Below are 14,198 nucleotides of genomic sequence, written 5' to 3' on the forward strand. Positions count from 1 at the left end.
AGAGAATGAACGAAATAAATAAAACAAAAAATTTCTACACTCTTATGTGTTTAGCAGGCTTTTTGATTATTCTTTTGCCTGTAGGGATTGCAAATTTTGTATTTGGTTATATGTTGGGTGATAGCCCATGCACTCTTTGTTGGGGACAAAGAGAAGCGATGATTTTTATCGGAGTTATAGCACTTTTTATCGTGCGTTATGGTATGAAAGGCAAATACCTTGCCGCTCTTTTAATCATGACTGCAGTAGGTCTTTATCAGTCTTTTGCACATTATGGCAATCACGCTCATAGAGATTTAGATCAAGGTTTTGGTTTGGCAGTTTTTGGTATCCATACTTATTTTTGGGCTGAAGTAGTCTTTTGGGCTGTAGTCTTGCTTTTGGGTGTGATGTTTGCTTTTGCTCCTAAATTTGGATCTTTTGACAAAGAATTAAACGGTGAAAAATTTAGAAAATTTACTAAATTTAGCTTCGCAGCAGTTTTAATCAGCACCCTTATCGTTGCATCAAATGTTTTTCAAGCTTTTGTAAGCACAGGAATTCCTCCTTATGTAGGACAAGGTGATCCAGTAAGATTTAGTCTTAATCCAAAATATATCATTTGGAGCACAGAGGGTTGGAATGGTTTATGGCAAAATATTTCTTTCTTAGGAAAGCGTGATGTTAAAGCTCCTGATTATGCTTTTGCACCTGCGAGTGAAAAATTGGGTATAAAATTTGATAATAATACAAATAATTCTCCATTTGCAGAAATTGACGATGAGCTTAAAATTATCAATGAACAAACCATAAATTTTGATAAAGCAATCAATACTCTTGATTATATTAATGATGAATTTGTAGCAAGTTCTAAATGGGATGTGGCTTTCTTAGATAATAATTTTAGCGTTAAAGAAGGTTTTGAGCTTGATCCTTATTTTTCAGCTACTATCGATCCTATCATAGGTATCATTCCTTATAAAGAAAATAAATTTCTTCTCATGGGATCTAATAAATCTTTCCTAAGATTTGCCAAAAATCCAAATGCGGACGAAACTTTACAATATGCAGATTTTATTAAAGGAAATGATAAATTTGAAGGTCAAGGAAAAGATTTAGGTCGTGGAAGACTTGATACAGTTAGAGCAAAATTCAACCATGTAGCAAGTATGACAACAGATGATCATTATCTTTATCTTGCAACCGTGCCTAATAACAAAAATTCTAAAAGCTTTGTAATTTCTAAAATTTCTTTAAAAGATCTTGTTCTTTCAGCAGAATTTACTCCAAAAGCAGAGCTTAAAGAGGGTAAAACTTTGGGTGATCTTTATATCACTTCTATGACTTTTAAAGATGGTGAAATTTATGCACTCAGCAAAAACCACAATGTGATTGCCGTAATTGATCCAGTCAAAGAAGAAGTAGTGAAAACTATCGCTTTCCCAAGCTCTATCACTAATGCAAGAAGTATTTTCTTTAAAGATGGAAAAATCAATATTCTTTCTTATCAAGATGGAGCAAACAAGCTTTATACTTTAAACTAAGCTTTAAGTCCTAGTGAAAACTAGGACTTATATTTAATCTTATCTTTAAATCCTGCTTTTTCAAAACCTCTTAAACGAAGCAAACAACTATCGCACTCCCCACAAGCTTCATCTTCACTCTCATAACAAGACCAAGTAAGTTCTAAAGGTACATTTTCTTTTAAGGCTAGTTCTACAATTTTAGCTTTGTTTAGTCTAACAAGCGGAGTTTTTATACAAACTTTGAAATTCTTACTCGTACCTTCATTGATAAATTCTTGTGCCTTTTGTATAAACTCATCAGTACAGTCAGGATAACCACTGCCATCTTCTTCTACCACCCCTATAAAAATACTCTCACAATTTTCCTTTTCAGCCAAAGATCCTGCTATACTTAAGAAAATTCCATTGCGAAAAGGCACATAAGTGATAGGTGGAGTATCGCTTGTACAAAGCTCATTTTTAGGGATGTCTATACTTTTATCGGTTAAGGCATTGCCCCCTATATCTTTGATAAAACTCACATCTAAAATATAAGATTTTTCTACTTTTAAAGCCTTGCAAATTTGCTTAAAACATTCTTTTTCTTTTTCTTGAGTGCGTTGTTCATAGTCAAAATGCAAAGCGATGATTTCATAACCTTCTTTTTTGGCCAGATAAGCACACAAAGTACTATCCATACCGCCACTTATGATACAAAGTGCTTTTTTACTCATTTTTATCCTTAAATTTGCTATAATTTCACAATTTTAACGAAAATTTTTAAATTTAAATTGCAAAAAAGGCAAAAGCATGATAAACATAAAACTCATAGAACACATTTTTAAAGCCGCTTCTATCAGTCGTTGGAATGATTATCCAAGAATGGCAAATTTGGTTGAACTTGACAAACAAGCTCATAAATTTATCATAGCTTATTTCATTGCAAAAATGGAAAAAGATGTGGATATGAGAGTGATTATAGAGGGTGGAATTTTTGAGTTTTTAAGTCGTGTTGTGGTAACTGATATACGCCCTGATGTGTATCATGAAATCGTGCGTCAAAAAAAAGCTGAAGTTAATGCTTGGGTTTTAAGCAAAATCGAACCTATGATAGAAGATATAGAAGATGGGGAATTTCTAAAGCGTTTTGAAGCGTATTTAAACGGTAATGCTTATGCTAAAGAAAGACTTATCTTAAAAGCAGCTTCATATTTTGCTACAAGATGGGAATTTAACATAGTTTATCAAACCTCAGCTTTTTTAAATGATATTGATGAGATTAAAAACAAAGTTGAAGAAGAATTAGAAGATTACTATGAGCTTATAGGAGCTAGAAAAATCGCTCTTAATCAAAAAATCGCAAAAATAATTGATTTAAGCGGAAGACTTCGTTTTCAAAAGCGTTGGGCTCAAACCCCGCGCATACCTGAAACTGCTGTTTTAGGACATATGCTTGTAGTGGCGATTTTAGGATATTTTTATTCACTTAAAATCAAAGCTTGCGATAAAAGACTTGAAAACAATTTTTATTGCGCTTTATTTCATGATTTACCTGAATCTTTAACGCGTGATATCATAAGCCCTGTAAAATACGGCATAGACGGACTTCACACTATCATCAATGATTATGAAATGAAACTTATTAATGAAAGAATTTTACCCTTTGTACCTGAGGGTTTAAGGGCTGAATTTTCTTATATCTTAGGCATTAGAGAGGGCAGAAGCAATGAAGCAAGTTTTGTCAAAAATGAATTTGAAAATCGCACCTATAAAAATGCTAAAATAGAGCTTTGTAGCGGAAGTTTAAGCTCTTTTAATCAAAACGAATTTGGAGCAATTGATGGCAAGGCTTTAAAATACTGCGATAAAATCGCTGCTTTTATCGAAGCAGGGCTTAGCATAAGCTATGGAGTAAAGTCTAAAGAACTTGAAAACGGTTTTGAAGATATGTTTAGATTTTTCAACGAAAGCCCTACAATCGATGGAGTAAATTTCCTCGAAATTTGTAGAGAATTTAGGGATTATTTTAAAATTTAATCTTATTTTGATTATAAACTCCAAGAACGGAATGAAAGAAACTCTTTCATTCCATATCTAAAACCGCACCCTTGCTAGCATTTGTTACAAGTTTTTGATACATTCTAAGCCATCTGGATTTTACTTCTTTTTGAGGCATTACAAAGTCATTTTTGCGTTTTGTGATTTCTTCATCGCTTAAATTTGCATTGATGGTATAAGCATCTACATCGATTTCTATCTCATCACCATCTTTTAAAAGCCCTATAAGTCCACCCTCAGCAGCTTCAGGAGAAACATGACCTATGCTTAAACCCCTTGTTGCACCGCTAAATCTTCCATCGGTAATCAAAGCCACATCTGCACCAAGCCCCATACCCATGATAAGTGAAGTTGGACTTAACATCTCTTGCATACCTGGGCCACCCTTTGGTCCTTCATAACGAATCACGCAAACATCACCCTTTTGAACCTTGCCCTTAATGATGCCTTTGATAGCCTCATCTTGAGAATTAAAACAAACAGCCTTGCCCTTGAATTTTCTCTCTCCTGTAATACCTGCAGTTTTTACAACACAGCCTTGTTCGGCTAAATTTCCAAATAAAACCACAAGCCCCCCTACTTTAGAGTAAGCATTATCTACCTTACGAATGATGGTTTCATCTTTGATTTTAGCATTTTTTAAACGATCTTGTAAACTTTCTCCTGTGATGGTTAAGGCATCAAGCTCTAAAATATGTCCTTCTCTGCTTGAAATTTCAGCCATTACAGCACTTACACCCCCTGCTTTATGGATATCATCCATATAAACAGTATTAAGTGATGGAGCGATTTTTGCAATATGTGCAACCTTGCTTGAAATAAAATTTAAATCCTTGATATCAAGCGCAACTCCCGCTTCTCTTGAAATAGCTAGCATATGTAAGATTGTATTTGTGCTTCCACCCATTGCCATATCTACCACCATAGCATTTCTTATAGCTTTTTGGGTGATAATATTTTTGATTTTAAATCTTTCATCTAAAGCGATTTCACAAATTCTTCTTGCAGCCTTTCTTAAAAGCTCTTCTCTTTCTTTACTAAGTGCTAAGATCGTACCATTTCCTTCTAAAGCTATACCCATAGCTTCACATAAAGTATTCATAGAATTTGCAGTAAACATACCCGAGCAAGAGCCTCCACTTGGGCAAGCCGAACATTCTATATCTTTAAATTCTTCTTCGCTGATTTTATTGGCCTCATATGCTCCTACAGCTTCAAAAACTGAACTAAGACTTATTTTTTCACCCTTTTTAGTCACACCCGAACGCATAGGACCACCGCTTACAAAAATAGTCGGTACATTAACCCTTAAGGCACCCATTAGCATACCTGGAGTGATTTTATCACAATTTGGAATACAAATTAAAGCATCTAACTGATGCGCATTCATAACGCTTTCAACTGAATTTGCAATGATTTCACGACTCGGCAAAGAATAAAGCATACCCTCATGACCCATAGCTATGCCATCATCCACGCCTATAGTGTTAAATTCAAAAGGGATACAGCCATTTTTTCGAATTTCATCTTTTATAATTTTTGCATATTCATTTAAAAAATAATGCCCTGGAATAATATCAATATAGCTATTTGCCACACCTATAAAAGGCTTGTCAAAATCCTCATCTTTTAAGCCACATGCTCTAAGTAAAGAGCGGTTGGGTGCTTTTAAATGCCCTTTTTTAATCGCATCACTTCTCACTAAAAACTCCTTAATATTTTTTTAATATTATAACTTAATTTTTATAAAATTTACTTGCAAGAAGTAAGCTTTCTGTGTATAATTTTCATCAATTGACAAAAGTATTTTTTTATAATACAATGCTTTTTGATTATCAAAAAGGAGTACAAAATGAGACAATATGAATCCTATAAATGTCCAAAATGCGGCAATGAAGTAGAAGTTCAAAATGTAGGCGGTGGAAAACTTAGCTGTTGTGGTGTTGAGATGGAGTGTATCACTCAAGATTTAACTGCAATAAATTTGATGAAAGCTTTTGCTGGAGAATCAATGGCTAGAAATAAATACGATTTATTTGCGGATGTAGCTGAAGAAGAAGGATGGCATGCGGTTGCAAGACATTTTAGAGAAGCAGCAGAAAATGAAAAATGGCATGCAAGAGCTGAATTTAAAGCTTATCACGAAATCGTTGATGGCAAACCTTTAGAAGTAACTACAAAAAACCTAGTAACTGCTGCAGAAGGTGAAAACTATGAGCACACAACTATGTATCCAAATTTTGCTAAAATCGCTGAAGATGAGGGTAAAAAAGCTATAGCAAGATTATTTACTGCGATTGGAAAAGTAGAAATAGAACACGAAAGAGAATACCTAGCTCTTAAAAAAATGCTTGAAGAAGAAGAATTCTTTAATAGCGAAGTAGAAGAACTATGGGTTTGTGAGGTTTGTGGACATATCCATCGTGGCAAAAAAGCTCCTGCAGCCTGTCCTTTATGTAAAGCACCTAAAGAATACTTTAAGCGTGAATTTTTAGGCTAAATCCTTGGGCGATTTTTCGCCCTTTCTTAGAGAAAATTTGAAAACTTTATTTGAAGAAAACGAACTTTTAACTCCATTTGATATTAACTTAATCGGCATTGATGAAGCAGGACGAGGTGCCTTAGCAGGTCCTATGATGATGGCAGCTTGTAAACTGCATAAAGATCTTGAGGGGCTTTGTGATTCTAAAAAATTGAGCGAAAAAAGACGCGAAGAACTTTATGAAATTATCATCAAAAATTCAAATTATCTCATACTTGCTTTTTCTTCAGAAAAAATTGATGAAATAGGGCTTAGCGCTTGTTTAAAAATGGGTTTAACACTCATAAAAAAACACTTTAAAACAGAAAATAATTTCTTATACGATGGCAATACAAATTTAGGCATTAGCGGTATAAAAACTCAAATCAAAGCCGATGCCAATATCAAACAAGTAAGTGCAGCAAGCATACTTGCAAAGGTGAGCAAAGATAGGATAATGAATTTTTTAGCTAAAGATTTTCCTTGCTATGAGTTTGAAAAAAACAAGGCTTATGGGACAAAAGCCCATAAGGAATTGATAGCAAAATTTGGAATTTGCAAGCTTCATCGCAAAAGTTTTAAACTTTTATGACTATTTTGCTAAATTCTCATGTATATTTAAAGCACACTCTATACCGTCTTTTATAGCCCAAACGACTAAAGATTGTCCTTTTCTAGCATCTCCACAAGCAAAGATTTTTTCATGTGTGGTTTGGAAATTCTTTGTTTTGACATTGTTTTTCTCATCCAAACTTACTCCAAAATTACTAGCGATAGCATCTTCACTTCCGCTAAAACCCATAGCCAAAAGTACTAAATCTGCTTTATAGTTTTGATTAGAATTTGGAAGTTCGACATTTATAGCCTTACCTTCTTTGAATTCGCGTTTTAAATCACATGCTTCTACGCTTTCTACTTTGTCTTTACCTAAGAATTTTTTTGTCATTTTTTGATATTCTCTAGGATCTTTTTCATATACAGCAATGGCTTCTTCTAAACCATAATCTGTCGTAAAGATATCAGCTTTTAAAGGCCAAGGATTGCTTTGGCTTCTTTGTAAAGGTCTTTTTGGGCTTCTTTCAAAACGCACTATGGACTTAGCTCCTTGTCTTGTAGCTACAGCGATACAATCAACACTTGTGTCCCCACTTCCTATAACCAAGACATTTTTACCCTTTGCTGTATCAGCACCCTTACCTGTTTTTAGCAAGGTTTTGGTATTTTGCGTTAAGAAATCAAGAGCAAATTCAACGCCCTTTAGTTTTCTACCCTCTATATCAAGATCGATAGGCTTGCTCGCTCCTGTGCAAAGTACTAAAGCATCAAATTCTTTTAAAAGTTTAGAAACCTTATCTTTGCTGTCTATATTTTCATTTACCTTAAATTCTATACCGCTTTCTTTGAGTAAATCAACGCGTCTATCGACTATACTTTTATCAAGCTTCATATCAGGAATTCCATACATTAAAAGCCCGCCTACTTTATCGCTTCTTTCAAAAACACTTACCTTGTAGCCAAGTGAATTTAAGGTATTAGCACAAGCAAGTCCAGCAGGCCCACTTCCTATGACGGCGATTTTTTTGCCATTGTATTGTTTAGGTTTATTTGGACTTACTAAATTTTCTTTAAAAGCATTTTCTATGATGGCTAGCTCGTTATTTTTGATACTTACGCTTTTTCCATTAATCGCACACACACAAGAATCCTCACAAGGAGCCGGACAAACACGGCCAGTAAATTCAGGAAAAGGATTGGTAAGATCAAGTCTTTCATAAGCTTCTTTCCATAAAGAACGATAAATAAGATCATTCCATTCAGGGATGAGATTGTTTAAAGGACAGCCTACATCCTTGCCTTCACTCATCACACCCGTATGGCAAAATGCTACCCCACAATCCATACATCGTCCGCCCTGAATTTCTTGTTCTTTCTTGTCTAAAAGCGTTGTAAATTCTTTGAAATTTAAAACTCTTTCTTTAGGAGCAACTTTTTTAAAATCTACCCTTTTAAAATCTAAAAAACCTCTTGCATTTCCCATTTTTACTCCTTATTTTTGTGTGATTTTCAAAAATGCTGCCAAACTTGGATCTTCTTCATCTTTGCAAAGCTCGATCATCTCTAACATTTTTTCATAATCTCTTGGCATAACTTTAAAAAAGTCTTTTTTGTCAAATTTTTCGAGTATGTCCTTAGCCTTTTTAGAATTGGTATAAGCGATATGATTTTCTATCATCGTTTTTAATTCTTTTTCATCCTTAGTGCTAAGATCTTTAATATCCACAAGCTCGGTATTTACATGGGCTTCATTGTGTCTTCCAAAGATATAAACCACACCCCCACTCATACCTGCAGCAAAGTTCGCACCCACATCGCCAAGCACTACGACAAGCCCCCCTGTCATATACTCACAACCATGCACGCCTGTTCCTAAAACTACCGCTTTAGCTCCTGAATTTCTTACGCAAAATCTTTCTCCTGCTATACCATCTAAATACACTTCACCCTCGGTTGCTCCATACAAACAAGCATTTCCTGCGATGATATTTTCTTCAGGTGAAAAAGTGGCTTCATTTGAAATTTTAGCAATGATCTTACCTCCGCTTAAACCTTTACCTAGATAATCATTGCTATCGCCTATAATCTCAAGCTTAATACCCTTTAACAAAAATGCTCCAAAGCTATTGCCTGCATTTCCTATGGCTTTAATTTGTATGCTATCTTCGCTTAAAGCGTCTTTGCCATAAGTTTTTAGAATTTCACTTGAAAGCATAGTAGCAAAAGTACGGCTTTGATTTCCTACCTCTAAAGAAAGTTTGATAGGCTCTTTTTTCTCCACAGCATTTTTACAAAGTGGGAGTAAAATTCTATAATCAATCGTTTTTTCAAGTTTATTGTCTTTATAGTCTTTAAAATGCACAGCGGTTCTGTTATAAGTAGGTAAGGATTTTAAAATTTTATCTAAATTCACTTTACCTGCTTTACCTTGCATAGGTTTTTGACGGAGTTTATCAACTCTTCCTATCATATCATCAAGGCGTTCAAAACCAAGTCTTGCCATATATTCTCTAAGCTCTTCAGCTATAAAATACATGAAATTAACCACATCATCTACTTTGCCTTTAAAACGATCTCTAAGTTCTTTATCTTGAGTGGCAATACCAAAAGGACAAGTATTAAGATGACAAACTCTCATCATCGTACAACCCATAACAATCAAAGGCGCAGTAGCAAAGCCAAATTCTTCAGCTCCTAAAAGTGCAGCTATAGCTAAATCGCGTCCATTCATCAGCTTTCCATCAGTTTCTAATCTTACTCTATCTCTAAGCTTGTTTAAGATCAAAGTTTGATGCGTTTCAGCTAAGCCTAACTCCCAAGGAATTCCCGCATGCGGTATAGAAGTTCTAGGGCTTGCTCCTGTTCCTCCATCATAACCTGAAACAAGGATTAAATTCGCTCCTGCTTTTGCCACACCTGCAGCAACTGTTCCTATACCATTTTCGCTTACAAGTTTTACTGAAATTTTGGCGTCTTTATTCGCATTTTTTAAATCATAAATGAGTTGAGCCAAATCCTCAATAGAATAAATATCATGATGAGGAGGCGGGGAAATAAGCGTCACACCCGCTGTAGAATGTCTAGCCTTAGCTATCCAAGGATAAACTTTAAAGCCCATTAATTGTCCGCCCTCGCCTGGTTTTGCACCTTGAGCGACTTTGATTTGTAATTCTTTTGCATGACTTAAGTAGTTTAAATCCACCCCAAAACGCCCACTTGCTACTTGTTTGATAGCGGAATTTTTATTGACTCCATCTTTGATTTCATAGCGTTCCTCATCTTCACCGCCCTCGCCTGAATTTGATTTAGCGCCTATTTTATTCATAGCCTGTGCTAAACACTCGTGTGCTTCTTTAGAAATAGAACCATAACTCATCGCCCCTGTTCTAAAGCGTTTAACTATACTTTCTACACTTTCAACCTTATCTATACTGATAGCTTCACTAAAATCAAATTCCATCAAAGAACGCAAATTCACTTGTTTTTCATCTACTAAAGCCGAGTATTTTTTAAAGCTTTTATAGTCTTTATTGCGACAAGCTTGCTGAAGATTAAAAATCACAAGTGGATCGATTAAGTGTTCTTCTTTAGCACTTCTAAAACCATGAATTCCTTTAGAATCTAAAGCCTTATGCGTATCGTTAAAAGCATGTTTATGTAAAGCAATGAGCTCTTTTTCAAAATCTTCTAAATCCATACCTTCAATGCGTGAAGTTGTAGAAGTAAAGTATTTATCAATCACCTTAGAGCTTAAGCCCAAACACTCAAAAAGAGCAGAACCATTATAACTTTGTAAAGTAGAAACTCCCATTTTAGAAGCAATTTTTACTATACCACTTGAACTTGCTTTGATGAAATTTTCTACCGCCTTTTCATAACTTAAATTTAAATCTTTATTGGCAATGAGTTTTTGTATACTCTCATAAACCAAATAAGGATTAATAACAGTCGCACCATAACCTAAAAGACATGCAAAATGATGAATTTCTCTAGGTTCACCACTTTCGATGATAAGACTTGTATGTGTTCTTAAATTTTTTCTTACTAGATGATTATGCACTCCAGAAACAGCAAGCAAAGCAGGGATATAAGCGTTTTTTTCATCCACTCCTTGATCGCTTAAAATGATAATAGAAACACCTTTTTTAACCTCATCTTCTATCTTAACGCAAAGTTCATCTAAAGCCTTTTCTAAAGTTTTTTTAGAATAATCATAAAGTATAGAAAATTCTTTAACTTGGAAATTGTTTAAGGCTTTAACCTCGAAAAGCTCTTCATTGCTAATAATAGGCAAAGAAATTTTAACACGCTTTGCATTATTTTCATCTGGTTTTAGCAAATTCCCTTCGCTTCCTAAATATATCCTTGTAGAAGTAACAATCTCTTCTCTTATAGCATCTAAAGGTGGATTAGTCACTTGAGCAAAAAGTTGTTTAAAATAATTATACAAAGGCTGATAAGTCTTAGAAAGAATAGCCAAAGGAGTATCCACACCCATAGCCGCTAAAGCTTCTTTGCCATTTTGTGCCATACTTGCTACACTCATTTTAAGCTCATCATAGCTCCATCCAAAAGCTTTTTGAAGTTTTAAAACCTCATCTTCTTTTAAAAATTTATGTTTATAAACCCCGCTGTGTTGTTTTTCAAGCTCTACTAAATTTTTAAGCCATTGTTTATAAGGCTTCGCATTAGCATAATGCTCTTTGATTTCATTATCAGCTATTACTCTACCTCTTGCAGTATCTACAAGTAAAAGTTTTCCAGGTTCTAGGCGTTTTTTAGCTTTGATATTGTTTTCATCAAGTTTTAAAGCTCCTGTTTCGCTTGAAAGTATGAGCATATCATCTTTTGTAAGATAATATCTTGAAGGACGAAAACCATTTCTATCTAAACTCGCCCCCATGATAACCCCATCAGTAAAAACTATAGCAGCAGGTCCATCCCAAGGCTCCATCAATAAAGAATGATACTCATAAAAAGCACGCTTTTTACTTCCCATGTTCTCATTTTTATGCCATGGTTCTGGCACCATCATCATAAAAGCTTCTTCTAAAGTGCGTCCATTTAAAGCTAAAAATTCTAAAGTATTATCAAACATAGCAGAATCACTACTTGGTTTTGCTATGATAGGAAAAATTTCATCTAAATTTTCAAAATATTCGCTCTCCATCAAACCTTCTCTAGCTCTTATGCTATCGACATTTCCTCGTATAGTGTTAATCTCTCCATTATGCACCATATAGCGGTTTGGATGAGCTCTTTCCCAGCTTGGGAAGGTATTAGTCGAAAAACGAGAATGCACCAAAGCAATGGCTGATTTCATATTGACATCTTTAAAATCAAGATAAAAATCACTCAATTGAGTAGAAAGAAGCATTCCTTTATAAACTATAGTGCGTGAAGAAAAGCTTGAAAAATAAAATTTAGGCACATTAATAGCTCTTTTTTCTATAAGACGACGACAAGCATAAAGTACTCTTTCAAATTCAAGTCCTGCATTAACCGTGCTTGGTTTTTTTACAAAAGCTTGTAAAAAATAAGGCATAGCTTTTAAAGCGCTTGCTCCTATATCGCTAGGATTAAAAGGCACTTCTCTAAAACCTAAAAATTCTAAATTTTTATCTTTTAAACCTTGTAAAAATATCGCTTTTGCTTCTTCTTTAGCATCTGCATTAGGCGATAAAAACATTTGAGCTACAGCATAATCACCTTTTTGAGGAAGCTCAAAACCAAGCTCTTGAGTCATGAAAAAATCATGAGGAATTTGAATCAAAATTCCCGCTCCATCACCTGAATTTTCTTCAGCTCCCGCACCGCCTCGGTGTTCAAGATTCATCAAAATTTCTAAAGCGTCACAAATAACCTTATAAGAAGCAATACCGCGTATATTGGCAACTGCGGCAATACCACAGGCATCGTGTTCATTTTTAGGGTGATATAAACCTACGCTTTGATTGTTTTCTAAGATATTTTCCAAATCCATTTTATTCTCCTTATAAGATTGATTTTAAATTTGATAGCTTGTTAAGGATTATAACATATATTTTTTTAATATCGAGATATTTTTTATCTTAAAAATAAATAAATTAAAAAATATTTCAATGGATTTATAAAAATTATAAAAACATCGCTATGATACTTCCTAAAATCAGCAAAGGCCCATTATAAAAAATAAAAGTAGGAATACAAGTATCTTTTATATGATCGTGTTGCTTATCTACACTTAATCCCACACTCGTTCCCATCGTCGTTTCACTTGCTGGACTTCCTGCATCTCCTAAGGCCCCTGCTACTCCTAAGATAAATATAATAAGTGCTGCGCTAAAACCAAGTTCTAAACAAAGCGGACAAAAAAGTGTAGCTATGATAGGAATAGTCCCAAAAGAAGTACCTATACCCATGGTAATAATAAGACCTATTAAAAGCATTAAAAATACCGCTAAAAATTTATTTTCTTGCATCCAAGGCACTACGGAATTTACAAGCTCATTTACAGCACCGCTTTGTTTTAAAACTTCTCCATAACCCGCTGCTACAAGCATAACAAAAGCGATAAAGCCCATTAATTTAAGTCCATCATCAAAAATATCATTGACACTTTTATATTCAACTCCGCCCAAAATCACCATAGAAATAAAGCCCAAAAGCCCTGATAAAGGTAAATTCATCGTAAAAATTTGTAAAACCAAAGTCAAAATAAGCCCTACTAAAACGCCCCATTCTTTGCGTCCCATTTTGATATTATCAAAATCCATTTTTTGAATTTCTATTTCTTGATATTCTCTTGGTTTTCTATAAAATACAAAAAGCGCTAAAAAAAGTCCTAACACCATACAAATAGCAGCATAATACATCGCATTTGTTACATCTGCTAAGTTGACATTAACCCCATTTTTTTCCAAATTTTCTCTTAAAAGATCTTGGAAGTTAAGTCCAAAACCTATAGGCAAAACCATATAAGGTGTCGTAAGTCCAAAGGTTAAAGCACAAGCAACAGCCCTACGATCGATTTTTAATTTATTAAAAAGACTTAGAAGTGGTGGGATTAGCAAAGGAATAAACGCCACATGAATAGGAATTAAATTCTGCGAAAAACAAGAAATCAAAGCTATGGACAAAAGTAAAAGATATTTTTTATGAGAGATAAAACGACTGACTACCTTAATCAAATAAGCTGTTAAATTTGTCCTTGAAATCGCAGCAGCAATAGCACCTAAAAGTATATAACTTAAAGCGGTTTTTAAATTTCCCTTCATTCCGTCGATTAAAATACTCATAGTTTCCATAATCTCAATATGAGAAAAAATTCCAGCAACTAAAGCAGAAATCAAAAGACTCAAAAGTACATTAAAACGAAATAAACAAAGTAAAGTCATCAAAACTACACTGATGATGATAGGATTTGTAAGCAGGGTCAAAATTTTTCCTTGTGAATTTATAAAAGCTTAATTCTAAAGAAAAATTTTTTAAAATGAGATAAAAATTATCAATGAATTAATATGTAAATTTTAGTAACATTGATAAATATATGTTACTTTTTTTCATATTTAAGATAAAAATTCTATTATTACACAAATTTT

General features: G+C 34.1%; 9 protein-coding genes. 4 read left to right on the forward strand and 5 right to left on the reverse strand.

The annotated features are described in order from the left end of the window. Positions 1 to 5: 5 nt before the first annotated feature. On the forward strand, positions 6 to 1,523 hold the full coding sequence (locus KAR88_RS07375; RefSeq protein WP_002783493.1) for a disulfide bond formation protein B: 1,518 nt from the start codon (positions 6 to 8) through the stop codon (positions 1,521 to 1,523). 20 nt (positions 1,524 to 1,543) lie between these two features. Here the strand turns inward: KAR88_RS07375 and queC are convergent, their stop codons facing one another. Then, positions 1,544 to 2,218, reverse strand: a complete 675-nt coding sequence (gene queC / locus KAR88_RS07380; RefSeq protein ID WP_002779268.1) for a 7-cyano-7-deazaguanine synthase QueC — start codon at positions 2,216 to 2,218, stop codon at positions 1,544 to 1,546. A 76-nt stretch (positions 2,219 to 2,294) separates the two neighbouring features. On the opposite strand from queC, the gene KAR88_RS07385 reads away from it, so the two are divergent. Beyond that, on the forward strand, positions 2,295 to 3,521 hold the full coding sequence (locus KAR88_RS07385) for an HD domain-containing protein (protein ID WP_060787515.1): 1,227 nt from the start codon (positions 2,295 to 2,297) through the stop codon (positions 3,519 to 3,521). 46 nt (positions 3,522 to 3,567) lie between these two features. Here KAR88_RS07385 and ilvD read toward each other — a convergent pair whose 3' ends face one another. After that, positions 3,568 to 5,244 carry a dihydroxy-acid dehydratase gene (gene ilvD / locus KAR88_RS07390; protein WP_057037919.1) on the reverse strand — a complete coding sequence of 559 codons (1,677 nt, stop codon included), beginning with the start codon at positions 5,242 to 5,244 and terminating at the stop codon, positions 3,568 to 3,570. A 150-nt stretch (positions 5,245 to 5,394) separates the two neighbouring features. Here ilvD and KAR88_RS07395 point away from each other — a divergent pair, with 150 nt between their 5' ends. Both KAR88_RS07395 and KAR88_RS07400 read left to right on the forward strand, forming a co-directional pair. Beyond that, positions 5,395 to 6,042, forward strand: coding sequence for a ferritin family protein (locus tag KAR88_RS07395; protein WP_002779391.1), 648 nt, complete (start codon positions 5,395 to 5,397; stop codon positions 6,040 to 6,042). A gap of 37 nt (positions 6,043 to 6,079) precedes the next feature. Continuing rightward, complete coding sequence (locus KAR88_RS07400) at positions 6,080 to 6,655, forward strand: ribonuclease HII (RefSeq protein WP_002818690.1); 576 nt, start codon at positions 6,080 to 6,082, stop codon at positions 6,653 to 6,655. On the opposite strand, the gene KAR88_RS07405 is transcribed toward KAR88_RS07400, so the two are convergent. The 3 genes from KAR88_RS07405 to KAR88_RS07415 form a co-directional block, all read right to left on the reverse strand. Next, a complete protein-coding gene (locus KAR88_RS07405) occupies positions 6,656 to 8,101 on the reverse strand; it encodes a glutamate synthase subunit beta (RefSeq protein WP_002790483.1) in 1,446 nt (481 codons plus the stop codon). It lies immediately after the preceding gene. 9 nt (positions 8,102 to 8,110) lie between these two features. Further along, positions 8,111 to 12,601 carry a glutamate synthase large subunit gene (gene gltB, locus KAR88_RS07410; RefSeq protein ID WP_057030698.1) on the reverse strand — a complete coding sequence of 1,497 codons (4,491 nt, stop codon included), beginning with the start codon at positions 12,599 to 12,601 and terminating at the stop codon, positions 8,111 to 8,113. A 133-nt stretch (positions 12,602 to 12,734) separates the two neighbouring features. Beyond that, positions 12,735 to 14,036, reverse strand: coding sequence for a Na+/H+ antiporter NhaC family protein (locus KAR88_RS07415; RefSeq protein ID WP_002797292.1), 1,302 nt, complete (start codon positions 14,034 to 14,036; stop codon positions 12,735 to 12,737). Between the last annotated feature and the right edge of the window lie 162 nt (positions 14,037 to 14,198).

Origin of the sequence: Campylobacter sp. JH23, assembly GCF_017846595.1 — a bacterium.
In the GTDB taxonomy this organism is placed as follows: Bacteria; Campylobacterota; Campylobacteria; order Campylobacterales; family Campylobacteraceae; genus Campylobacter_D; species Campylobacter_D coli.